The sequence below is a fragment of the Azospirillum isscasi genome (assembly GCF_030849505.1).
Taxonomy (GTDB): domain Bacteria; phylum Pseudomonadota; class Alphaproteobacteria; order Azospirillales; family Azospirillaceae; genus Azospirillum; species Azospirillum isscasi.
Map to the genome: position 1 here is coordinate 1 of NZ_JAUJFI010000086.1, position 24,216 is coordinate 24,216.

Sequence of the window (24,216 nt, forward strand, 5' to 3'; positions counted from 1 at the left end):
GGGTGGAGCAGCCCGGTAGCTCGTCAGGCTCATAACCTGAAGGTCGCAGGTTCAAATCCTGCCCCCGCAACCAAATCAGCCAGCAATCCCAAGGGGTTGCTGGCTTTTTCGTGTCTGGCGGTTTGGTGCCTGAATTCTGTGTCCGCAAGGTGTCCGTATCGAAGGTGGTGGCCGGTGCAGCCGAGAGAGGGTCGGTGCTCTTTTTCGGCGGGGGAGGGGGGCCGGAACACCGGAACACCCAGAACACCGCGAACACGGCCTGCACGACACTGGCGTCAGGCGAGCGGCTCGCCGGGGTGCAGGGAGACAATGGTCCGCGTGCTGCCGTCCTCGAACAGGTATGTCCAGCGCCGCTCCCCTTCTTTCATCCGCTCGGCAGCGGCCTTGAACACGTTGACGGAGGCGAGGCGCTCGCCGAGGTAGCCGCGGATCGTCATCACCAGCCCGGAGCGCTCCATGGTGTAGCGCTCCGGCTGGACCGGTCTGCAACCCGGTAGCCGGTCCGACGGCTTTGTCGAACGCCTTATCGGCCAGCTTCGGGCTGGTCTCCTTCTCGGCGAAATCCTCCACCTTCGGCGGCATACGGTGCTCCTTGTTTCAGCCGCGAAAGCTATGGTGCTCCTGCCGTCTCCAAGCAAGCGTGTTCGGGAACACTGGAACACCGGCGGCACGGGACGGGGTGAGGTGCTTGACGTGCCGCTCGCTCCCAGTGCCCGCATGCCTCGCTAGTTCGTCGGCGTAGACGATAGCCGCGAATCGGCTATCGTCGTCACATCAATAACCGCGCGGGAGATTACTCCTCCTCGAACCCTTGGCTGGCAAACTTCAGCGTTCGGCAGTTTTCCGTCACTGTCCGCACCAAGTGGTCGGAGGCGCCGTCGGGCAGGCGGGCTTCAATCTCCAGGGTCACCGTCACCTCGCTACCGACGACGCCGACCAAGTGGGCGATGATCTCGTTGGCGATTTCACCGGCATCCCGGCCAGCCCGCATGGCATTGAGCGAGACGGTGCCGTGGAAGCGGCGGAGCGGACGCGGTACGGCGGAGCCGGAGGGGTTCCCGTCCCCACCAGCAGCCCCGGTCGGCGTGCTGCTGGCTGACGGCTCTCCCGGTGTGCCGCCGGTCGTGCCCGCCTGAGGAATGGCTGCGGCTTCCGCCGCTTGCTGGGTCTGGGCCACCTCGGCCTTGACCAACAAGCCGTCCAAGTTGTCAGGGGACAGGGTAAGCTGCTTGCCGCAGCGCAGGCCGCGGTACCTTTTCGCCGTCTCGTCATAGCTGTCGGCGTAGGCGAAGGAATCCTGACTCCACAGCAGCAGGCCGAGACCATCTTGGACAGCAGCGGTCAGCACCGAGGAATCCTTCAGGCGCGGCAGATAGACGTAGCGGGCGAAATCCTCGGCCAGTTGCCGGATGCTGACATGATCGCCGCGCCACAGGGGAATGCGGTCCAGTTCCATGCGCAGCCGGGTTCCCGCCAGCGACGGCACCAGAAGTTCCTCATTGCGCAGCTTCTTGGATGCCCGCACGGCCAGCGCGTCCTGACCGGACAGGCGCAGCGCCTGCCATTCCACGGCAGCCTGGGGGGAGGTCTGCACCGGCACCAGTAGCCACTGATAGGCTTCCGGCATCCGCGCAGCCACCGTGCTGTCCGCCGATTTCATCTGCGTCTCGGCCTGCCGCACCTGATGAGGGTCCAGGTTCAGTTCCAGCTTTTCGTCCAGGATCGAGGCCCAGGCCACATACCGGCGCATCGCCTCGTCCAGATCCTGCAAGCGAGTCTGATCGACGGCCAGGAAGGTGAGGCTGTTGCGGAACAGCCGCGGCGAGTTGCCGCGCGATTCCAGAATGGCCTTGGCCGCCGCCTCGGCCTTGTTGCCCGCGTCCTTGCTGTAGGGGAACTCGGTGGACAGCACCACCAGCCGGGCGTCCACGTCGTCGGGAACGTCGGCGCCGGATTGTGGCAGGGGGTGGACCCGACAGAAGTCGCCCATGGATTTCAAGTCGGTCCGCAACCGCCTCTCGATCTCGGCCACCACTTGGTCGGGGTTGCGCTTCAACTGCTCGGCCCGGTCCTCGGCCATCTTGGTGACGGTGGGCTGGGTCGAATACCAGTAGCGGGCGCCGTCCTGGTACAGGTAGGTGGCTGCCGTGGCGAGCCGCCGCAGCGCGTCGCCGAACAGCGACGGCGCTTCGCCGGGCATGACGCAGCCCAGCTTGATGCGGCGGTCCTCGATGCCGCGGTTGGCCGCCGTGGAGGTGGGAGCCGACCCCAGATAGAGGGTACGGGCCACCCGGCGGGTGGCGGCGAACTTGCCCAGGTTGGGCACGTCGCCGTCGATGCGCAGCGGCAGCGCGCTAGGGCCGTCCACGTCCTTCTCGATGATCGGCTTCCAGGTGTCGGACAGGTAGCGGGTCAGTTCGTCGCGGACACGGGGATCGTCGATGGGCAGGTTGCCCGGCATGATCATGGGATTGCGGTCGCCCTTCTCCCACAAGCTATGGATCACCGCCGCCATCAGGCGCAGCACGCCGCGCGTGCGCTGGAACTTGGGCTGGGTGGACCAGTCGGTGTAGAGGCGGTCGAACACCTCGGGGTGGATGGGATAGGCGGCCCGGAGGCGGTTCTCGTAGTCGGAGTCCCGGCACTCCGGCGGGAACTCCTGATGCTGCCCCTGATACAGATCGTGGAACTTCCGCGCCACTGTATCGCGAGACACGAACTGGGACCTCTCAAGCAGCGGCTCGAACAGGCGGCGACGGACGATCTCGAAGCCTTCCTCGGTGCTGGCCGGTGCCCATGATGATTCCACGCGGCCGATGACGTTGCGCAGACGGGCGAGTGCGGCGCGGCCCCGTTCGCCGCCCACTTCCTCGTCGTCGCCGACGGCGTGAGGCGAGATGGCCGTGTCCGAGGCCGGAAGGCTGATCACCAGCAGGCAGTGCTTGGCGAGCTTGGCGGCTTCTGTAAGGGCCTGAGCGAAGGTGAAATGGGTCTCGAAGCTGCCGCCCGGCAAATCGGGATCGTCGTGAAGCTGGCGGGCATAGGCTACCCACTCGTCGATCAGGATCAGGCTGGGGCCGAACTCGTTCATCAACTCGCGCAACACGTCGCCGGGGCTGGTGGCGCGCTCGTCGTCGGCCCGTACCCGCGCGAACGCCCTGGCACCGCCAAGCTGCCAAGCCAGTTCGCCCCACAGCGTCCGCACCACAGTGCCGTCGGGCTTCACGCTAGGATTGCCGGGGGAAATCTTATTCCCCACCAGCACCACCCGTGCGACCTTTTCCGGCAGCTTGGTAATTTCGGCCTCGGCCAGGATGGCATCGACGCCCAGCAGGTCGCCCGGCGGAGTGCCGGACACCAGATGGTAGAGCGCCAGCATGGAGTGGGTTTTGCCGCCGCCGAAATTGGTCTGCAACTGCACCACCGGGTCGCCGCCCTGCCCGGACAGCCGCAGCGCCGCGCCCTTCAGCAAGGTCTTCAGGCTTTCGGTCAGATAGGTGCGGCGGAAGAACTCCGCCGGGTTCCTGTATTCGTCCGAGCCTTCGCCCAGATGCACCTGCCACAGGTCGGCGGCGAATTCCGCCTGCTGGTAGCGCCCGCTGGCGACATCCTTGTGCGGAGCCACCACCTCACGCCATGGGGTCAGGCTGCCGGTGACTTGGCTTTCGACGGCGGTGCCCGCGCCCTTGCGTCGCTCGGATCGGGCCTGCTCTTCGAAGATCAGGCGGCGCAGTTCCATCTTCATCCTGCTCACCTCGTCCGCCTGGGGGGCGGAAACAGCGGTCAGCAGACGGGCGATGGAGTCGAGCGCGCGGTCGGTGTCGTCGCCAGAGAACGGCTCCTGGTGCGCCCACTTGTTGCGATGGCCGCGGATCTCACCCACCAGTCCCCGCTCGGCGGGGCCGAGGGTGTTGCGAAAGACCTCGTTCCAGGCTTCCCACATCAGCTTCAGCAGCAGCGCGGCGTCCCACTGGGTGATCGGCCTGTTGCGGGCGAGCGGGTCGTCGGCGAAGGCGCGCACCGCCGGAACCTGGATGTTGCGCTTCAGCGCGGCCTCGATCTCGCGTTCGACGAACGGCCCCAATCCGGTCTTGAGGAGGTCGAGCGCCTTGGCAAGGCGGTCCTGGTTGGTCATCGCCATGATGGTCAGTCCGTCGGCAGAAGGGAGCGCAGCAGGGGAAGAAGGTCGGGGATTTCCTCGGTCACCGTCTTCCACAGGATGTCGTGGTCGATGTCGAAATAGGCGTGGATCAGCCGGTTGCGCATGGCGACGATGGCGAACCAGGGCACTGTCGGCGCTCCGGCCCGCGTCTCGGGCGAAATCCTGGACGCCGCCTTTCCAACAATTTCGACGGCGTGCACCAAGGCGAAACGCAGCATCTCGTCGCCGTCCAGGTCGGCGCGCTGGCGACCGGCGATGAAGCGCAGGGCGCTTTCCCCCGCCTCGATCATATGGCGGACGCGGATCAGGTCATCTGGCTTCATATTGAACCTCGGCCGTCCGAACCACCTCGTCGCGGAAATAGCGGCTCAAGTCTTGGGCGGTGCGCAGATCGACCTTGCGCCCGTCCACCAATGGCGACAGTTCGATCTCGATCTGTGCCATCGTCAGCAGGCCGGGCTTTGCATCCGGCTCGAATTCCACCAGCAGGTCTACGTCGCTGTCGGGGTGATTGGTGCCCTTAAGCGTCGAGCCGAACAGGGCCAGTCGCCGGATGCGGTGGCGGCGGCAGACCGAAGCCAGGGCGGCATCGTCGGGGAAGAGGCGGGTGTGCATGGCTCCTCCTTACAGCAGCGCGCCTTGGGCGGGCATCTCGGGTTGCGCCTCGCGCGACAGGCGCAGGATTTCCGGCCAGCTTTGCACCAAGCCGTTGTAGGACATGGCCTCCGCCGCCCGCTTCTTGCGTTCGCACACCGTATAAAGGCGATACGCCAATTCGCGCGCCACCTCGGCCTTGCTGCCCAGCGCCGCCACCAGTCTGGCCGCCGCCGCCTCGCCGTCGGCTTCCAGTACACGTATCAGGTGATGGACCATCTCCCACACGGTCAGGCGGGAATCGGTGGCGGGGTTCCAACCTGCGGGCAGGTCGATGGGGCGGAGCAGGCGGACCTTGCCGCCCTTGGAAGTGAGGATTCCCGCCCCCATCAGGCCGGAAACGGCGGTGTTCTTGGCCTTGGAAAGGGTTTCGGCATCGCCATAGGCCCCATCGTTGAAGCCCACCTGCTCGAACCAGGACAGCGCCCAACGGGTGTCGGCATCGAAGTCGCCCTCCTGCTCGGCCAGGGCCTCGTCCAGCACCTCGTTGATCAGGGCCAGGGCGTCCCGCACTGCCACAGGCTTGCCCTCGGCGTCCAGCACCTTGGTATAGCGGGTATAGACCGCCATGCCGGGGCCGATGGCCGATTGCGCCAGGTCCACCGGCGCAATATTGCCGCGCTGGAGATGGGCGAGTGCGGCGGGAAGCTCGGCCTTCAGCGCATTGCGGAACTCACGCTTGGTGGCGGTGGGGGCGTTGTCGGGGCGCTGGCGGCAGACCAGGATGATCGAGGATGCTAGGGCGTTAGTACCAATACCAATGGAGCGAGCGTCTCGCTCGGTGCGCATCGGCCAAGTGCCACTGATGGCGAATCCGGCACGGATCACGGCATCCAAGAAAGTTTCCCAGCCCGTACTTGCCGTTCCAGTGTCGCTGGCGGTTTCCGACTGCTTGAAAGCGTAATAGATGGTGACCGCGAAGGCGGGATGGGCTTGTTCGGCCAGCCTGTGCATGGCCGCCGTCATTCCGGTCAAGAAGAATGCTTCCGCCGCATCCCGGCCGCCATGTCTGTATGGGGTCGCCACCAACTCCTCTGCCTTTGGCACCGCCAGTGTGGAGAACAGTGTGGGAAAGACCGGGCGCAGAGTGCGACGCAGCCAAACATAGAAAAAATCAGACAAGTCAGCATAGCCGATGTTGTCATAGTATGGAGGATCAGTTGAAATAACATTATTTTCACTTTGTTTTTGCGTTGCCGCATCGGCTTGATTGGCTGTTCCCATGGCTTTCGCAGGAAATGCCATTCCGACAACACGAAACACTGCATCCGCTATCTTTTGGATGCTTCCACTGGATTCGGCGAATGGATTTGCCTCTCCAAAGTCCCATGTCATTGGAATTGCCTGTCGGCGAAAAGTACTTACAACCAATTCATTCTTGGGTGCAGCACTCCAAGTGCAAATCGAAGAATGAGACTCTGACAGTTTCTCTACAATAAATCCCAGATACACGGCCACTGCGTCGGCATAGGCGGTAGCTCCGGTGCCTCCATCGGCGAGGGGTTTGCCGTCGTCGGGACGCCCGGCGACCAGCGCCTCCGCCTTGATCCGCTCCCGCGCCTCCTGCACCAAATCCGAAAACGTCGTCAACGCCACCAGTTGGCGCGGGGTGAAAAGGTCGCCAAATGTAGTCATCCCATACTCAACGACATTCGTGCGCCCAGGCCAGTGACAGATTTCTGCCTCTGGTGACCAACTTGGCTTAGCTGCTTTGGCAATAGCTTCAAGTGCCTCCGATGGAGAGAGGTATACTCGACCGCGCTCTCCCTCGGCGACAACCGCCATCAAGCGCGAGACCATCCGCCCTGCCTTGGCTTCTGAGCGAAGATACGTGAAGGGGATCGGAGTCCCAGACATGATGCACGTTGCACCACGACGATTAACTGTCCCGTTTTTCGTCGCTTCGGCATCCCTCGGTTTGCCGACCTTGACGGCGAAGCGATAGCCGCCGCTCTCGATCACCGGCTCGACATAGGCTTCCTTGCCCGGCTTGGTGGATAGCATGAAGGTGGAAGCAAGGGGCACGTCAACTTCGCGGAAAGCGGGGTTCGGGCTTTTCACTGTGCGCGCCCACAGCCAAGCGATGACGGTCAACTGGCGCCCCACCAGTGGCTTCAGATCAGGCCGCTCGGCGGCCATGGCCGCGGTGATCTCGATCTTGGGGTACAGGTGGCCGATACGCTTTTCCGCCTCGTCCCGCATCCATTGGCCGTAATGGCGCACGTCCTCGGCCAGTCCTTGCGCCCCTTTGCCGTTCCATATGCCGCCGCGCGCCAACTCCTTGCGCGATTGCGGGTTGACCGGCGGCAGCCCGGCGAACTTGGGCGGGATTTCGATCATAGCCTTGTTGATCAGCACTGCCACCGGGTTGAGGTCGGTGGCATGGGCCTCCAGCCCCAGTCGTTGCGCCTCCAGCGGCAGTGCGCCGCCGCCCGCGAAGGGGTCGTGGAAGCCGGGCAGCACATGGCGGTCGAACAGTTCCTTGGCGCGCGGATGGTCGGCGTTCTCGGCGCAAGCCCGCCGCCAGCTTTGCCAGATTTCCGCGCGGGCCTGTTCCAGCACCGCCTCATTGGTAGTGTTCTCCCACTTCACCAGTTGCTCGATGATGCCGAACAGCCGGTCGCGTTCTTTCTGCTGCGCCTCGGGCGTGGGGAACAGGTCGGACCACGACGACGGGTCATCCACCATCTGCGCGAAGATCACCGCCCGCGCCGCCGCCAAAGGCCGCCTTGCCCACCACAGGTGCAGCGTGCTGGGATGCCCATGCCGGATGGACTTCTCCCGCGCGCTCTCCTTGTTAATGGCCTCCAGCGGCAGGGCGACTTCGATGAGTTTCTTGCGGGTCTTGGTCATGATTGCTCGTTGGTCAGCAGGTGAAGCGACGGGGCCTGGAGAGTGGGAAAATAGTTATCGGGAAGGGTTTGCCAAAAGGTGGAGATGGCGTCAGCGAGGGTCCGGGCATGCTCTGGCTGCGGCCAAATCAAAGTCACATCGCGATTGGACGGTAAATCGAACCATTCGTCATTCCACGACCGCTGGAATAGCTTCTGTTCCAGCTTTCTTAGATCGTCCGCTGCGTTTCCTTCCCCATGCTTGATGACGTTGGCAATCAGCCGCCCCAGGTTGATGGCGTCCAGCGTTCCTCGGCACGGTTCAGGCAAGTTGGAGTGATCCAGAAGCGCCTTGATCTTGTCAAAATTCGCCTTGGCGACCTCTCCAAGCCGATAGGGGAGGCATTTCCGGGAAATCAGCGCCTTCACCGACCGTTCCCACAGGTGATAAAGAGCAACCACCGCCATCCCGGCCATTTCCGCTTCGACAGACCGCAAGCCGTCCTCGAAGAAGATGATCTGCTCGGCGCGATACTCGTCCTCGTTGTGGCAGGGATCGTCGGAAGAACAATCCTTGCTCTCAAGTTCCGTGCTGAATGCCTGCGCCTTTCGCTCAATGTCGCCGAAGGTCGGCAACATTGTGCCCAGGACCGCCTCGGCAATCTGCCGATGCTGAGCCAGCAGGGTCCACCGGTCGATGTGGAGCGTCATGCCACCGCTCCCGCCTTGGCGATCAGTTCGGCGAAGCTGTAGTTCACACTGGTGACGCCAAAGTCCGGCTCGCGGCTGAAGGGCTGGCGTATGTAGTGGACACGGTGGCCGGGGCCGTCGAACTCGACCACCGCCAGGATGAAGTCGTCGGGCTTGTTGAGCGAGGTGAGGATTTCGTTGCGGGTCACTGTGATGGTGTCGGCCCCAGTGACCCGCCCCTTGACCTCGATGAATCGCAGGCGTCCGGTTCCGGGCACCCGGCTTTCGATGTCGTAACCCAGCTTCTCGAATTCGCGGTCGGTCGGCTCGAAGCCCAAACCGCGCTCGATCTCCATGATGATGTCGCGTGCTCGCGCGGCGGCGGCCATGGTGTCTACCGGCTGCGATGGCTGGTGCATGGTCTTGCCGGTGATGGCGTTCAACAGCCCAATCGGTACCACCAGCAGGCCGCCCAACACCACGGGGGGCAGGGGCGACATCTGGCGTTCCTGCTTTATCTCGTCCAGGCGCTTTTCCAGCCGGGCCTGAAGCGCGTCGGCGCGCTTCCTGGCCTCACCGGAATTGAGGTTGGCGTTGGTCTTGCCCGCCTGTTCCTGGAGCTTCAGTTGCTCGGCGCGGTGATCCCAGTACGTGATCTCCTTGGTCAGGCGGTCCTTCACCGCCGCCTCGGTCTTGGTCAGCAGGGCCAGCTTGCGGTCCTTCACCTCTGCCAGATGCTCGGGCACCACGGTGCCGACGGCGTGGCCGATGGCCTGGGCCTCTAGGCCGGGTCCGATCCAGGCGCATTCGGGGCGGGCCAGGATGGCGTCCGCATTCGGCTCCCCGTCCTTCAGCGGACGGAAGTCCAGGTAGGGAGCATGGCGCAGGGGACGGGTGGTCCCGGCCTCGTCGATCTCCACGTACAGCATGCGTTTGGAGACAACGCGCCGCTCGCCGCCCCTCGTCACTGCGCCGTCCTGGATGGCGTGTTCCAGGGTGAACAAGAGGCGGGGCCGGGTGCCAAAGTCGCGTTCGTCGACCAGGATGGTTCCCCGCCGCAACAGGTCGCGGTGACGTTCCAGGGTGAGGTCGATGACTGAATCCAGCAGAGGGTGGCCGGGGCAGACGAAGGCAGCCAGGGGCTGCCCCATGGGGGCCACCAGTGCCTTTTCGAAGGCGATACGCTCGTAGCGCGGCAACACCGGTTCGCCGATGCCGATTAGCCGGTCGCGGTTGCGGATGGGGGCCGGGACGTGGGTGATCTCGTAGCGGCGCGGCTCGCGCTGCTTGGTGGCGCCGCCCAGACGACGGAACGCCTCCATGAAGAAGGACTCGATGTAGTGGGGTTGCAGGCGTCGGGCCTCGGCCCGCTCCATCTCCTCGCGGATGCGGTTGACCCGGATTACGTCCATGCTGTCCTGGACCAGTGCCCCATCCTCCAGCAAGCCGCACAGGTGCTCGCGGTTGACGGCGTCGTCGATGACCTGATCCAGGCGAGCGCGCACCTCGGGCTGTTCGCCATAGCGGATGGCGTCGATAAGCAGTTCCCGAAGGGGCCTGCCGTCGAACTGGAGTTTGCCCAACACGTCGAACACTTGGCCGCCCAGGGCGCGGCGGGCCTGCTCCAGCTTCTCCAGCAGCTTGCTGTAGACATCGCCCTCGCGCGTTTCCTCGGCGACCAAGTTCCACAGGTGGCAGACCTCGGTCTGGCCGATGCGGTGAATGCGCCCGAAGCGTTGTTCCAGCCGGTTGGGGTTCCAGGGCAGGTCATAGTTGACCATAAGGTGGGCGCGCTGGAGATTGATGCCCTCACCCGCCGCGTCAGTGGCGAGCAGCACCTTCACCTCGGGATCGTGCTTGAAGGCTTCCTCGGCCTTCTTGCGCTCCTCGCGGCCCAGGCCGCCGTGGATCGCCACCACAGCCTCCTTCCGGCCCAGCAGGGTGGTGATGCGGCCTTCGAGGTAGTTCAGCGTGTCACGGTGCTCGGTGAATAGCACCAACTTCTGGCGCGGAGACGGGGAAGGCTTGGGAATGGCCGGGACGCCCGCGTCATAGGGTTCGGCGTCCTCTGCGAAGCCGTTGGCGATGAGCGCGGGGGTGAAGATCTCGGACAACAGGCTCGCCAGTTCGCGCCACTTCTTGTCCTCGCCGCTGCGGCGGATGGACAGCGCCAGAGCCTCCAGCCGCTTCAGGGTGTCGATCTCGATCTTGAGTTCGCCGATGCTGCGGGCGGCGGTGGCCTGATCGAGGATTTCTTCCTCGGCGGCCTGCACCTCGTTGTCGGGGGCGTCGTCCAGATCCTCCACGTCGTCGGCGTCGAGCATCCGCCCGGTGGACAGCATGGCCCCGATTTCGGCCCCGCGCTGAAGGATTTCCATCTCGCGCAGGCGGCTTTCCAACCGCTCGCGGCGGCGGCGAAGCGACTGGTAGATGGCTTCCGGCGAGGAGGCGAGGCGACGTTGCAGGATGGTCAGCGCGAAGCCGACGGTGCCCGCCCGCTTGTCGTTTTGCAGCGCATCGGCGCGGTTGAACTCCTCCCGGACGTAATCGCTGACCTCTCGATACAGCCGGGCTTCGGAGTCGGACAGCTTGTAGGGCACGGTGTAGGCGATGCGTTCGGGGAACAACGGCTTGCCGTCGAATTTCAGCAGCCTTTCCTTGACCATCCGGCGCATCAAGTCGGACACGTCGGCGGTGTGGGTGCCGTCTCGGAAGCGGCCCTCGAAGCGGTCGCCGTCCAGGAGCGCCATGAATAGCTGGAAGTCCTCCTCCTTGCCGTTGTGCGGGGTGGCCGTCATCAGCAGGAAGTGCCGGGTCAGCGAGGACAGCATCTGCCCCAGGCGGTAGCGCTTGGTGTACTTAACCTCGCCCCCGAAGAACGTGGCGGACAGCTTGTGGGCCTCGTCGCATACCACAAGGTCCCAGCGACAGTCGGGCGCTTGCAGCTTCTGCTGCACGTCCTCGTCGCGCGAGAGCTTGTCCAAGCGGGCAATGACGAGGTTGTTCTCCAGGAACCAGTTGCCGGTGCGGGCCGCCTCCAGCTTGTCGTTGGTCAGAATCTCGAATGGAAGCTGAAAGCGCCGATAAAGCTCGTCCTGCCATTGCTCGGCCAGGCTGCCGGGGCAGACCACCAGACAACGCTGAAGGTCACCGCGCACGATCAGTTCCTTCATCAGCAGCCCGGCCATGATGGTCTTGCCCGCGCCGGGGTCGTCGGCCAACAGGAAGCGCAGAGGCTGGCGCGGCAACATGGATTCATAGACGGCGGTGATCTGGTGCGGCAGCGGCTCCACCACCGAGGTGTGGACGGCCAGCACCGGGTCGAACAGATGGGCCAAGCGGATGCGTTGTGCCTCGGAGACCAGCCGGAAGAGGCCGCCATCGCCGTCGAACGACCATGGCCTGCCTGCCGTCGCCACCTCGATCCGCTCCTCGTCGTGGCGGTAGAGCAATTCGTTGGCGACCTTACCTTCCGGCGTCTTGTAGGTCAGTTCCACGGCGGCGGAGCCGTGCCACTGGACATTGACCACCGTCACCAGCCCGTTGGGCAGGATGCCACGCACCGAGGCGTTGGGGGTCAGGTCTTCCAGGCGGGCCATCAGACGCTTTCCTCCCGCTTGTGGGTGAGGCTGTCCACCTCGTCCCGGTTGATCAGCACGATATGCTGGTCCTGTGGGCGTCGGGCGTCGGGGGCGGTATCCAGCCCCAGCCGCTTCAGAGCGTAGTACAGCAGCGCCCGGCGTACCCGCACTTTGGACTTGCCCTCGGTCATACCGTAATCGAGCGCGATGGTCCTTTGCTGCGACGGTGACAAGCCAGGATGGGGGGCGATCTCCAGGACCACGTCCTCAATCCAGTCCAGGTCGGCGTTGCCATCGGCGGTCGCTGGTCGGATGGCCCTGGTCTCCAGGATGCGGGACAGGACAAAATCCTTGAAGGTGTCATCGCCTTCGGAATGAGCGCGGGCATGCCAGCGGAAGCCGTCGAAGCCGATGGCGTGGGGGGCGATCCAACGCCACCGCGGCTCAGGCTGGCTCATCGACTGGTACAGGATTTCCAGGGCCTCCCCGCGCCGGATGGCGGCGATCACAGCGCGCAGCACCTTGGGATTGACGGAGCGCACCAAGGCGGGCGTCGCCCCCAAGCCGGGAAGCTGGCCGATCCAGGTTTCCCCCTGATCGAGGATGCCATCCGACACGGAACGAAGCTGGGCGAGGTAACGGTCGGCATCGGGAGAGAGGAAACGGGGCGAGAAGTCAGGCCCACGCACGTAGGCTTTGGCACTCTTGTCGTAGGCCATGTTGGCTGGAGCGATGTCCAGGTAGCGGTTGAGGTCGGTGGACGCCTGCGGTATCGACACGCCGAAGGCGTTTACGATGTCACTGCGGTTGACGTGGCCTTCCCAGAACAGCCGGAATTCGATGAATTCCAACCGCCGCTTAATGCCCCACCTCAGGTTCGTCCGCCCTTCGTCCATTGCTCCTCACGACCGGAACAGCAACTGATTCGGTAAAGTTTCTATACCGTCACCGGGGTGGCGTCAATCAGCGTTCGGACAATCCGCGGTATATCCCCATACTCGTCTTTTATGGTTGGGGAAGCATTCCAGGAGGCGCCTTGGGTCTCTTTGAAGCCTTTGTCAATCTCGCTCGCCAGCGGAGTGTGGGTCGCGTCGAACAGGGAGCATGCAGGCCAGGGCCGCAGTGACCGAGGTGCTAACGGCGCAGGCCGACCTAGGGTCTGGGAACGCTGGTGAAGAACCTACTTGGCGGCCTTGTGGAATCGACCGGTTCCGCAAGGCCGCCGGGCCGACGATGGCGTGCGGGTCCGTGCCTTGCATAACCCTGTCGCACAATTGCGGAGGGGCGTGAGCCTTTCTGCAAGGAGAAGCGACATGAAGCTGGGTTACTGCCGGGTCAGCACCGACGATCAGCACCTCGATGCCCAGCGCGCCGCGCTGACAGCCGCCGGGGTGGAGCGCATCTACGAGGAGAAGGAGTCCGGCGGCCGTTGGGACCGGCCGGTCCTGCACGAACTCCTTCGCTCGCTCCGCCCCGGTGACGAGGTCCTGGTCGTCCGACTCGACCGGCTATCCCGCTCCGTCCGGGACACGCTGACGATCCTGGAGCGCATCGGCGAGGTCGGCGCCGGTTTCCGGTCGCTCACCGAAGGCATCGAGACGGTGAGCCCGGCGGGCAGGATGCTGACCACCATGCTGGCCGCTTTCGCCGAGTACGAGCGTGCCATCCTGCGCCAGCGGACTCGTGATGGGCTGGCTGCCGCCAAACGTCGGGGAAGCTGCCTGGGGCGGCGGCAGAAGCTGTCGCCGGTTCAACGGCAGGCCGTCATCCAGAACGTCACCGCCGGTACGTGGACGCGGGCGGAGGCCGCACGAATCATGGACGTGGACCCGGCTACGATCACGCGTGTGATGGCGAGCGCCGCGGCGACCTGACTGTTCGTCCAGCCGGTGTTCCCAGTGTTCCGGTGTTTCTGGTAGGCGTGGCGGTCCACCGGCAGATGGAACACTGGGAGCACCGGGACCACGGCCTTCAGCCCTCCATCCCCGACGCCTTGCCCGCGTCGATCAGCATCCGCCCCAAAGCTCTCGAGGTCGGCGGTGCAGAACTCTGCGGACCCTTCGATGCGCCGTCCGAGTTCCCGCGCCTGCTGCTGACGGCACTGGTATTGAAGGCGGCAAATCCGGGCCACCTTGTCGGCCCAAGCGTCGGCTCCGGCGACCGCGACCGACCGGAAGTAGGCCGTGAGTTCGTCGTCCTTCTCAATAATGTTGATGTTGGTCGGGCCGCACCAGCCGGACGCCTTGGCATAGCTGGATCGCAGCAGGTCTCGGACCGCCTTCGCAGGCCGACGGTCTCGCAGCTCCTGGCGCCATGCCTACTCGCTCGACATGTCCGGCCTCACGATACTCGCGTGTTCCAAATGTTCCCGAGCATGTAAAGCCCGCAGGTATCCTCGGCCTTTTGTGGAACAACCGGCATTGTGCCTGGGTGTTCCTAATCGAACAGGAACACCACAGCATTCCGCCACGCTGCGTAACCTGACGCGATGCAATGCAAATCGACACAGGTTGCCTAAAAACGTTTCAGCAAATGCTGGCGTAGGTGTGAGCCAAACCGCTTCAGATCGCTCGTAAACGTACTGAATAGCGCGTCTACATGAGTAGATCAGGGACTCTGGAAACTAATTTTGCGCGCCTATTCTGTTCGATGAAATTTTCTGGGCTCCGCTGACAAGTGCCTCACGCTACCTTCGAATACAGAAGAGAACGAATAAGCAAGCCATGTCGTCTACCGACGACTGCTTGCCAGGGGGCTGCCGCCCCCGTGGACCCCAAAGGAGAGGTGAGATGGACACTACGGATGCATGGTGCTGCTGGCTTTTCGATGACATGGAGCGCCAGCTTGCAGAAGCGAGCGCTGCCGGACTGCCCGCCGATGGCCTTGCCTTGACGGCTGCCCACGTCCTCCATGGTCTCCGGATCGGTCTCCATGTCTGCGAGGCGCCGCGCCTGGTGATGGCGTTCTGGCTTCGTGAACTCGCGCATGCTGTCGAGCACAACACCCCCTACATGCCGGTGCTTGTCCTGCTGAATGCGGAGGAAGCTCCCCATGCCGGACGGGCCTGAAAGGCGACTGCACGTTGTCAGCTTCCGGCTGACGGACACGGAGGCGGCCCACGTGGACGCGGCGGCCGCCGCGATGCGAACGCCGCGCTCGCGCCAGGACTGGTGCCGCGCTGCTGCCCTGCACCTCGCAAAGACGAAGGTGCCCGCTCCTCCGCCTCCGAGGCAGAATCCCGCGCGCCGCCTACCCAAGGCCGACACCCGGGCCTTGGCGGCTGTGCTCGGTCAGTTGGGCAAGATCGGCAGCAACGTCAACCAGATCGCAAGGATCGCGAACTCGACCAAGTGCCTGCCGGAGGAGGCCGTCCTGCGTCGTGCCGCTGCGGAGATCGCCGATGCCGCCTGCCAAGTTCGGCGTGTGCTGGAGGGCATCCATGGTGATTAAGGGGTCTTCGCGTGGGCAGTCCGCTTCCGATATCCGCCGTTTGGCTGCCCACCTGTTGGCCGCGGAGAACGAGACGGTGGAGGTGGCGGAGATCGCAGGGGTGACGGCCGGCGGCCTCCATGCCGCCTTGGCGGAGATGCGCGCTGTGTCGCTTGGGTCCCGAACCCGCAAATCCGTTTACCACGCCAGCATCAATGTTGCCCGCGACGAAGCCGCCATGATGACGCGCGCCCGTTGGATGGAAGCGGTCGGGGAACTGGAGCACCGCCTCGGCTTGGCTGGGCGTCCTCGTGCCGTCGTGTTCCACCGCAAACACGAACGCGACCACGTTCATGTGGTGTGGGGACGCGTCGATCCCCTGACGCTGAAAGCGGTCAGCGACGGCCAGAACTATCGCATCCATGAAGAATGCTCCCGCGCCCTGGAGGAGAGGTTCGGCCATCGACCGGTGATGGGTGCGCACATCAGAACACCGGGAGTACGGCGCCCGATCGCCAAGGCCACTCATGCCGACTGGCAGGCGGCGGAGCGGACGGGGATCGCTGTCGAGGACGTAGCGGCTCGCATGCGTGCGGCTTGGCTGGAGTCGAATACGGGGACCGCCTTCCGTGCAGCTTTGGAGGCGAGAGGGCTTTCGTTGGCAAAGGGACGGCGGGGTTTGCTGGCCGTGGACGAAGCCGGAACCCCTCATTCCATCGCCCGGCGGCTGGGCCTCAAGGCTGCCGTCGTCCGGGCCAAACTCGCCGACATCGGCTCGGACGACGTGCCCGCCGTGGACGAGGCGCGCACCACCAGGAGGAAATCACCCATGAAGAAGATCGTCATCGGAGCCGCGGGTCCGGCGTATGCCGCAGAAGCCGACTGGGAGGCGCTGGAAGATTATTGGCGCCGACTCGGTTATGCACCTGTCCGCCAATGGAACTGCCTGTGGGTGGACGTGGATGGCGCCTGCCTCCGGGACTTCGGCGACCGTCTCGAGATTCACGGCACGGGCGAGCCGACCGACGCGCAGATTGCCGCTATGGTGGCCGCTGGAAAGGCTCGTGGCTGGTCGACGATCCACTTCCATGGTGGCAGCGAGGCATTCCAACACCGTGCCCGTCTCGAGGCACTCCGTCAGGGTTTCCCGCCCGAAGCCATCAGCCTGGAATGTGATCCGGGTGGAGGGAGCAAGCCGCCTGACGAGCCCATGCCCGAGCACCTGCGCCGGAAACTCGGCTTGCCGGAACACGGGAACACTGAGAACACCAGGAACACGGAGAACACCGAAGAGCAGGCGTACAGCCCCCGTTTCCGATGAACCGCCTTACCGCGAGCATGTCCAGACCTCCAAGAAGGAGGAGTGCGGTCTTGGGATTCCGACGCCGACGTCGGATCACCGTGGGAGCCGCCGTCCATCGGACCAGTCCCCGATGCTGTCACCCTGGAACCGTGAGGAAGCAATGACCACTCCCGAGACCGGAATCGCCAACGTAGTCCGTACTTGGCTGGAATGGGACAGAGAACGGCGGTTGGCACGGGCCGTTCGCTCCCTGCTCCGGGAGAACGCAGGAAAACCGCTCGGCGTCTGCAGGCCCACTGAATGGGAGATACTGGAGTCCGATCCTCCACTTGCAGCATTCTTCGCATCCGTTGCCGCAGCCGGGGAGGATGCTTGGCGGGAGGAAGTTGCTCGTGTGCGGACCCGGCAGGCCGCCCGGCGGAAGGAGCGGATCGCCCGCACCGGGGAGTGGCATTCCGGTTCGGCAAGGCTGTCGCCGGTGCCGATCATCGACCTTCTGCCGGTATGGAGGGCATGGGGCCGTATGCTCCTGAATGTTGGACCTGGAGGTTGGACCCGAGACGGCAGTTTGGAGATATAGGAGGTGTTCCGGCAGGCCGAGTTTCGCCGCAGGTGCTCGGCACGATGATCACCGATGGGCACGCTCCCCCAATGCTGGTCCGCGTTGGGAGAGCGTGGCCTTGCCTGCCTATGTATTCAGGTGACGCGAGGTATGGCCTTCATCCCAGCCGTTCCGGTAGTCGTCCATCGTGTCCTCGCGCTCCGCGAGGGCTTCATTCCAGTCCCCTGCACGGCCGTCAGCGTGGCCTTGGTGCCAGGCGGGTGAATGGCCCATGTCGTTCGTCGATGCGGTGGTGCCCATGCTGGTCTCCTGTTTCATGGGGTTAGGATTCTGGTGCGTGTTCGACGGGGAGAGGATGCCCGCGAGCCGGAGTGCTTCGGCGGCGCGCTTCCGCCACAGCCGTCCGTACTCGACGACGCATCCGGTGTGGACCCAAGCGCCGTCGGGAAGGCGGACGGTATGTCCGGCGAGAACACCGGAACACGCGGCACACTCATTGCCGTCCGAAGGGCGGCTCTCCCGGTGCCATGCCAGGAGAACCTCCTCGTATGTCAGCCGCTCGGCTTCTGGGCGGGGCAGGCCGCCGTCGAACTCGCGGACGGCAGCGCGCTCCTCGTAGAGGTGCAGCCAATCCTCAGCAGTGTGTGTTCCCGGTGTTCTCCGTGTTCCCGTGTTCCGCCCGGGCTCGGCCCGATTGTCATTGGCAGTATCGATCCTAGGGGCGCCGTCCGGACCGATGCGGGGGGGCCTCGCTTCCGGCCGGTTCTGAGAGGCGGTCATCGACTGCACAAGCGGGTCAGCGGGCTTGCGGAACCTCGCAAAGTGGTCATTCATCGCCCACCTCGTCTGCCTGCGGCGGAATGATGTGGTAAAGGCGCGCCTTTTTCTGCCCCGGCACTGTCACCAGCGCGCTGCTCTTGCCATCCTTTGCAGGTTGCAGAATGCCTTTCTCGATCAAGGCAGCGGCAACGACCTCGCTGTTCATGCCGCTGCACATCTCGTGGAAGCCAGCCGCGGTGGCGAAATACTCCCAGTGACCGGATTGGTCCCGCTTGCGCCAGCCGATGCGGTCATGCGCCTTGTCGGTTACGGTTTCCGGGCCGCCATAGGTGACCTTCGACCACTCATCGAAGCGGGAGGAGCCGTGCCTCTCGATGTAGGCGAGAATAGCGCGCACCGCATGCAGACGTTCCGAAGCGCCGATGCCGCCGCGAGCCGTGAGCCAGTCGTGGAAGCACACCGCCACACCGCGCGTCGCTTCTCCCGCAGGCCAGTGAACGGCGCCGAACGCCGTGGCGAGTTCCCCGGCGGCGGCGGCAAGCCCGAATCGATGCGCTACCCGCTGAACCTGCCCGTCGGCACCCTTCGGGCAATTGTCGCGGACGAAGTCAGCGGCGGCCGCCTTGACGGCTTCGGCAACCTCGACGGGATTCTTCACCAGCTCCGAAAGGAACAGATCTCCGGCCACACCCTGAACGGCACGGCACTCCGCCTTGATGTGGTCGGACAGTTCGCGCCCGCCGTTCAGGCCATGCACGGTCTCGTAGATGCCGAAGCCCTTCACGTTGGCTTGGACGTCGACGACGCGCACCTCCTGTCCGGCCTTCACGCGACCACCGGCCTCGAGCATCTTGTCCGCGATGCCGACCTCTCCGGTGGAGAGGAAGACAAGGAGCCAGAGCTTGACGGGGCGGGCGTCGCCGGTCTGCCCGGCGCGCCCTTTGCCGACGCCGTTCCCGAGCATGTAGGTGGTCGGCCCGGCCACCTTCGCACTGAGTTCCCCCAGTTCGTCGAGAGTCAGCATCAGGTGATTGAAGGCTGCCGCGCGGGCTTCCAGAGAGTTGTCCGTCGTCCGCCAGGACCCGATGTCGAAGCCCCACACCGCGGCTGCCATCGCAAGGAGGGTGCTCTTGCCGATGGAGGAGGAGCCTACGAAGTGGAAGCCGCCCCCCTCTGCTCCGACGAGCGGCAGGAGAGGACCAAGGAAGGCGGCGCTCAAGGCGAGCACCGGGCGGCTGTTGCCGATGGCCAGGCCCGACAGTTCGTTCCAGCGATCCAGGGTGCCGATGATCCGACGCGTCGGCTGCATCGCTGTCTGTCCGCGGTAGATGACGCTTTCTCCTTCCGGCTGGCCATAGGTGCGGTCCGGGAGAACGAAGAGATTGCGACCCGGCATCCAGCCCGGACGGTCCGCAAAGAGGATGCGATCCTGAGGCTTCACCGTGGTCAGGTAATCCAGCAGCGCGCGCTTGGAGCCACTCTCCGGCGACAAGGACAGGCCGCGATCGAGAAGTGACTCGATCACGAGCTTGCCGTCGCCCGCCAGCGCCGACTTTGTGATCTGCAAGGAGTGCCAGTGTCCGTCGGGGTCGCAGACCTCAATAACCAGGGTCCAGCCGCGGCTCTCTGCGTCCCGGGCCAAGCCGCGGGTTCGGATCGTGGAGCAGAGCCACTGGAGGGTCTCGTTGCCATTCCGATCCCGCCGGATGGCGTACAGGCCGTCTTCCGCTTCGATGAACGGAAGGCTCGCGGTATCCGCGCCCTTGCCAGCCGCTTCGGGCCGGTTGTCATTTGCGGAGAAGGGTTGGATCAACCCCCCGGGAAAGTGCTTGCCGATGAGTTCGGCTGTCCAGCCTTCGGCAAGGGCATCGGCAAGGTCCCAACCCTCGGGAATGGGACCGTCGCGTTCGACCGGCACTCCGCTCTCGACAATGAAGCGGGCGAGCTTATCGCACCGCAGCCGCAGAACCTCCGTAGCGCCCGCCTGAAGGGCGAGTTCAGCCACCTTGCAGGCATACTTCTCGCCGGGCTCATCCAGGTCCGCGGCGAAGATGGCCGCGCAACCGGACATAGCGGAGAAGTCGGACAGATGCGGTGCGCCGCTGCCCCCGAGCGTCGTCGTTGCCACGTACTCAGGGAAGAGAATGGCAGCGGCGTCAGCGGTCTTCTCACCTTCGCAGATGAGCCTCGTGGCGCCGCGACGGTTGAAGAGTTCGTACTCATTGTACATCGGGCGACCGGCAGGAGGTGCCTGATACCGCCATTCGCATGTGCCGGGAGCGGTCTCCCAGTACGTGACGGGGAGCACAGCCTTTTCGGTCTTGCCATCCTGGCCGACGCGCTCGAAGCGCATGGTGCAGAAGGTGACATGACCATCCTTGTTGTACCAGGGATAGACCTGCTTTGCTTTCCCGAAGCCCTTGTGGAAGCGGATGATGGGCTTCGCGTCATCGGGCACGGGCACCACCAGCTTGGCAGCGGACGGAGACTTTCGGGCAGGCAACATGGTCTTCTCGGTCGTGGGGAGCGGGGCGAAGGCGGTGGTCAGCGAGCGGGCGTCAGCCATGGCGCACCCCCAGCATCTCGGCGAGGCGACGAGCGGCATCGGCCTGCGACATGCCGAAAAGGTAGGCGGCCAGCGAGACCGGGTCGCCACCCTTGTCGCCCGTGGCGAAGTCGGCCCAACGGCCCGTATGGAGGTTCACCTTGAACGACCCGGCGTGGCGGTCGTTGCGGCGGGGATTGCGGGCCACGTACTCGCGGCCGATGCGCTTGCCGTTGGGCAGCCAGCGTTCGAGGATCGTCGGCAGGCAGCCAAGCGCCGCTTGGTTGGCGCGGGCAAAAAGGGTCTCCGTGTCGTGCTTCATCGCACAACCTCCTTGGTTTCCGATGATGGTGTCGGCTTGACCGGAGGAGGCCCAAGTGTTACGTGAAGAGTGTCCAGCTATTCACGGCCTTCGGGCCTCCGCCTGCATCAAGCCACGGCTTCGGTCGTGGCTTTCTGCGTTAGCGGGTCTCCTTCCGGTTGTCGTTGGCGACAGGGGGAACCTTGCCAGCGATGAAGCGGAACGTGACGTCCACGCCGGGATGGACGCCCGGTTCGATGGTGAATGAGGCGAAGTCGGCTTCGCCGCTCATGAGGACGATGGCCTGGGGGCCGTTGAGAGCAAGCCACACGGCCATCGCCGCCACCAGCATCCCCCCTGCCCACTGCAGGTGTTCGTTTGCCATCATGGTTTCGAGGATTAACTGCCGGGCGGCGTGCCGGGGATCGCCGTCCACCTGGGAGTCGCTCAGCATGCGCTCAGCCTTGGTCGCGAGATCGAGCATGTCGCCCAGGGATGCGTTAAAGTTCAGCGTCGCGCCAGCGAACTCCACCGACCAGCACACCTTACCCGGCTGGTACGGCAGGGGCACCTGGTCGTCGTTGGAGATGATCGCGCCGCCGTCGGTGGCCTCAACGAAGCGCTTCAGGGTGTTGTCGTTCGACACCCCGCCACGGCGGAGTGCGCGGCGCATGGCTCGGTTGAGCGGACGGTGGGAATCGAAGGGCTTCGTGGTCATAGTTCGCTCCTATGCTGGTAGATGGCGGAGGGGGTCTCAGTGGCCGCGACGGTCGGCGCGGCGCACGACCGGACGTTCCTCGTTCGCGGCCAGCCAGTCGCGAACGGCTTCGATGCGGTAGCGGATGAGCTTGCCGACTTTGCAGCGGGCGGGACCGCGGCGGGCTGCGTGCCAGCGCTGGAGGGTCCGTTCAGAGATGCCCAGCATTGCAGCCAAGGCATCGGGAGTGAGATAGTCCGGGAGCGCGGTGTCCAACGGACTGATGCTGCTCGCCGGGGCGGGAAGGAGCAGCGGGGAAGTTGCCTGCATCGTCATCCTCTTGCTGTTGCTGGCGCCGTGTGGCGCCTCACAAGAGGAGATTACGAGCGGGCTGGGGGTGACGTGCGACAGGGTGAGTCACCCCCAAGCCCATTTTCTTCGCCTGCTTAGCAAGCGGCTTTGGAACGCTTATTCTTAGAGATGGTCTGCCTGGAGACATAACCGGCGAGATGGCTCAGTTCGTCCTTCCCGAGGCTGTCCAGACACATCGCAAGCTGCGGTTTGAATCTCTCATCGAAGACGATAGCGTCAGGGGAGAATGCCTTTTCGGGTGCAAGGTGCTGGAACACCCCGATCTCAATTCCGATCAGACGGTAGCCTTCGGCCAGTTCCATCATCTGGACCGCGCGCTCCCTCGGGAGTTCGGGGAACGGTAGGTTCCCTTGGATAGCGAAAGCGGCGGTCCAGAGGTGAGCCGCATTCCACAACTGCTTCCGAGCCTCATCGTATTTTTGCTCGCTCATCGGACAGGGCTTATTCGTGCCGGGGACGACCTTTCCCTTCGCGAGCGTCTCAATGTGCATCAGGAATTTGTTCTTTGTCGCCAGTGCGCCCTTGTCCTCGCGCAGGGTGTTTTTCTGTTTCCAAACGGTGGTGCGCAGGAAATAGTGGAATGCCATGGCAACCATCCACCCAAGCACGCGGCGCTTTTCCACCAATCCGGCGAGACTTTCCCATGGCGCTCCTTCGGAGAGGATCGTGAAGTCGGCTTGGCCAAGGGTGACAGGCCAGCTGTCCCGCTTAAGCACCTCCGATGCGATGACCGACCGCTTCCGCGAGATCCATACCTCCCTCTGCTTGCCAAGGTCGTTCGGGAACAGCATTGCGGCTTCGACGCGATGGGGGTCGAATTCAAAAAATTCGCCTTGGGACATTGAGGGGTACTCGTCCATCATCACTTTTTACGAAGGTGGTTGCCATTGACGACCGTGGCTGCCGCTTCAGCGGCCGCTCGCAATGGATCGTCGAACAGGTGGGCGTAACGTTGAGTGGTTTGCGCCTGGGTATGGCCTAAGAGCGCACCGATGATCGGCAGGCCCAGGTTGTTGCTGGCGAGCACGCTGGCAAAGGTGTGTCGAAGGTCATGGATGCGGACGTTTTTGAGTTCTGCTTTTGCACACAGGACGGCCCAGGTTCTCTTAATGTCCCCCAGCGGCTTGCCTGCGACGCGGCCGGGGAAGACAAAAACCGGGTCAGCGCCCTCCGCTTTGATCCGGCGGAGAAGCTCAACTGCTGCCGAGGATAGGGGCACCCGGTGCGTCTTCTTCTGTTTGGTGTGTGCCGACGGTTTGACCCACACCCCTTCGTCCAAGTCGAACATCGACCACTTTGCCGCCAACACCTCGGTCTTGCGGGCGCCGGTCAGCAGCATCAAGCGGATGGCGTCGCAGGAGGCCTTTTCGGAGTGCGCCTCCAACGCCTCGCTCAGTGCGACCATTTCCTTCGGACTCAGGTAGCGCTCCCGTTTATCCTCGTGGTTACGGCGCACGCCCGATACCGGGTTGTCGCTGCGCCACTTCCAGCGGATGGCGAGAAACATTGCCGTCTTGAGGACTTCAATGACCCGGTTGGCGCGTACCGGCTTGGTTTGACTGATCCAGGCGTGCAGCGCGTCCACGTCCTGTGCGGTGATGTCGGCCACCTTCTCCGAGCCGAGTCGGGGCAGGATATAGGTCTGCCACATGCTGCGGTCGTCGGCTGCCGACCTTGGGCGCTTGTTCGGCAAGTGATGCTCTTCGTACGCCTTCCACAGGTCATTAACCGTCGGTGCCGTGCGCTCCTCGATGCGCTTGCTCAGCGGGTCTTGTCCCTGATCGACACGCCGCTTCAGGTCTTTGGCTTCTTCGCGGGCGGCGGCGGCGGACCAGTCCGGGTACGAGCCGATGGTAAGACGGCGCTCGCGTCCAGCCACGCGGTAGTTCAAGATAAAGGCCTTGGCCCCGGCCGCTGTGACGCGCACTCCGAAGCCCTTGACCTCGGAGTCGTAGGTGATGCGGTTTCCGGTCTCCGGTGGCTCCAGGGCCTTGACCAGCTTGTCGGTAATCCTCTCCGCCATGTTCCGGTGTACCTCGTGTTACCGGTGTTCCGTCGATCCCAAGGCGGGGCGCAAGGGCCGTGTCCGCATTGTGTCCGGGCGTAGATGGTATGCCGATGCCGTTCTCTGACGCAAATAGAGAGTATGTGACGCCAAACGTCGCATTGTAGGATATTGAAAAGTAACGATATCCCCGATTTTCTGCGGTTCTGCCGGGTGGCGCCTATCAGACTCATAACCTGAAGGTCGCAGGTTCAAATCCTGCCCCCGCAACCAAATTTCCGACAAAAAGGCCCGTCAAGTCAAC

General features: G+C 64.2%; 19 protein-coding genes. 4 read left to right on the forward strand and 15 right to left on the reverse strand.

Annotated elements, in window-relative coordinates; all coding sequences use genetic code 11:
* Positions 1-275: 275 nt before the first annotated feature.
* The 8 genes from QSG27_RS17090 to QSG27_RS17125 all read right to left on the reverse strand — a co-directional run bounded on the left by QSG27_RS17090 (position 276) and on the right by QSG27_RS17125 (position 12,769).
* Positions 276-458 (reverse strand): hypothetical protein, encoded by a 183-nt coding sequence (locus QSG27_RS17090; protein ID WP_014199725.1) that lies wholly within the window; start codon positions 456-458, stop codon positions 276-278.
* Between the two features lie 335 nt (positions 459-793).
* On the reverse strand, positions 794-4,141 hold the full coding sequence (locus QSG27_RS17095; protein WP_306708183.1) for a Swt1 family HEPN domain-containing protein: 3,348 nt from the start codon (positions 4,139-4,141) through the stop codon (positions 794-796).
* Positions 4,142-4,146: 5 nt separating this feature from the next.
* Positions 4,147-4,485: a HepT-like ribonuclease domain-containing protein gene (locus tag QSG27_RS17100; RefSeq protein WP_306708185.1), complete on the reverse strand. Its 339-nt coding sequence runs from the start codon at positions 4,483-4,485 to the stop codon at positions 4,147-4,149.
* Entirely contained in the window at positions 4,472-4,777 is a 306-nt protein-coding gene (locus QSG27_RS17105; RefSeq protein ID WP_306708187.1) for a nucleotidyltransferase family protein, read from the reverse strand. The genes QSG27_RS17100 and QSG27_RS17105 overlap by 14 nt, the downstream gene beginning before the upstream one ends.
* Before the next feature lie 9 nt (positions 4,778-4,786).
* Complete coding sequence (locus QSG27_RS17110; protein WP_306708189.1) at positions 4,787-7,669, reverse strand: DUF1156 domain-containing protein; 2,883 nt, start codon at positions 7,667-7,669, stop codon at positions 4,787-4,789.
* Entirely contained in the window at positions 7,666-8,358 is a 693-nt protein-coding gene (locus QSG27_RS17115) for a hypothetical protein (protein ID WP_306708191.1), read from the reverse strand. The genes QSG27_RS17110 and QSG27_RS17115 overlap by 4 nt, the downstream gene beginning before the upstream one ends.
* On the reverse strand, positions 8,355-11,936 hold the full coding sequence (locus QSG27_RS17120) for a helicase-related protein (RefSeq protein WP_306708193.1): 3,582 nt from the start codon (positions 11,934-11,936) through the stop codon (positions 8,355-8,357). Before QSG27_RS17120 ends, QSG27_RS17115 begins: the two co-directional genes overlap by 4 nt.
* Positions 11,936-12,769, reverse strand: a complete 834-nt coding sequence (locus QSG27_RS17125) for a WYL domain-containing protein (protein ID WP_247887523.1) — start codon at positions 12,767-12,769, stop codon at positions 11,936-11,938. The genes QSG27_RS17120 and QSG27_RS17125 overlap by 1 nt, the downstream gene beginning before the upstream one ends.
* A gap of 462 nt (positions 12,770-13,231) precedes the next feature.
* Between QSG27_RS17125 and QSG27_RS17130 the strand changes: the two genes are divergently transcribed.
* From QSG27_RS17130 to QSG27_RS17145, 4 genes are all read left to right on the forward strand, one after another.
* A complete protein-coding gene (locus QSG27_RS17130) occupies positions 13,232-13,792 on the forward strand; it encodes a recombinase family protein (protein WP_306708195.1) in 561 nt (186 codons plus the stop codon).
* A 915-nt stretch (positions 13,793-14,707) separates the two neighbouring features.
* Positions 14,708-14,986: a hypothetical protein gene (locus QSG27_RS17135; protein ID WP_306708197.1), complete on the forward strand. Its 279-nt coding sequence runs from the start codon at positions 14,708-14,710 to the stop codon at positions 14,984-14,986.
* Positions 14,970-15,368: a plasmid mobilization protein gene (locus QSG27_RS17140; protein ID WP_306708199.1), complete on the forward strand. Its 399-nt coding sequence runs from the start codon at positions 14,970-14,972 to the stop codon at positions 15,366-15,368. The genes QSG27_RS17135 and QSG27_RS17140 overlap by 17 nt, the downstream gene beginning before the upstream one ends.
* Entirely contained in the window at positions 15,358-16,668 is a 1,311-nt protein-coding gene (locus tag QSG27_RS17145) for a relaxase/mobilization nuclease domain-containing protein (protein WP_306708201.1), read from the forward strand. The genes QSG27_RS17140 and QSG27_RS17145 overlap by 11 nt, the downstream gene beginning before the upstream one ends.
* A 670-nt stretch (positions 16,669-17,338) precedes the next feature.
* On the opposite strand, the gene QSG27_RS17150 is transcribed toward QSG27_RS17145, so the two are convergent.
* The 7 genes from QSG27_RS17150 to QSG27_RS17180 all read right to left on the reverse strand — a co-directional run bounded on the left by QSG27_RS17150 (position 17,339) and on the right by QSG27_RS17180 (position 23,930).
* Positions 17,339-18,046 (reverse strand): hypothetical protein, encoded by a 708-nt coding sequence (locus QSG27_RS17150; RefSeq protein ID WP_306708203.1) that lies wholly within the window; start codon positions 18,044-18,046, stop codon positions 17,339-17,341.
* Positions 18,039-20,558, reverse strand: a complete 2,520-nt coding sequence (locus QSG27_RS17155) for a DUF927 domain-containing protein (protein ID WP_306708205.1) — start codon at positions 20,556-20,558, stop codon at positions 18,039-18,041. Before QSG27_RS17155 ends, QSG27_RS17150 begins: the two co-directional genes overlap by 8 nt.
* The gene (locus QSG27_RS17160; RefSeq protein WP_306708207.1) at positions 20,551-20,859 is read right to left on the reverse strand and encodes a hypothetical protein; all 309 of its coding nucleotides are present in this window, start codon (positions 20,857-20,859) and stop codon (positions 20,551-20,553) included. The genes QSG27_RS17155 and QSG27_RS17160 overlap by 8 nt, the downstream gene beginning before the upstream one ends.
* 139 nt (positions 20,860-20,998) lie before the next feature.
* Positions 20,999-21,556 carry a hypothetical protein gene (locus tag QSG27_RS17165; protein ID WP_306708209.1) on the reverse strand — a complete coding sequence of 186 codons (558 nt, stop codon included), beginning with the start codon at positions 21,554-21,556 and terminating at the stop codon, positions 20,999-21,001.
* Positions 21,557-21,592: 36 nt separating this feature from the next.
* Positions 21,593-21,871 carry a helix-turn-helix domain-containing protein gene (locus QSG27_RS17170; RefSeq protein WP_306708211.1) on the reverse strand — a complete coding sequence of 93 codons (279 nt, stop codon included), beginning with the start codon at positions 21,869-21,871 and terminating at the stop codon, positions 21,593-21,595.
* 110 nt (positions 21,872-21,981) lie between these two features.
* Entirely contained in the window at positions 21,982-22,767 is a 786-nt protein-coding gene (locus QSG27_RS17175) for a hypothetical protein (protein WP_306708212.1), read from the reverse strand.
* Positions 22,768-22,769: 2 nt separating this feature from the next.
* Entirely contained in the window at positions 22,770-23,930 is a 1,161-nt protein-coding gene (locus QSG27_RS17180; protein WP_014199751.1) for a tyrosine-type recombinase/integrase, read from the reverse strand.
* Positions 23,931-24,216 lie beyond the last annotated feature (286 nt).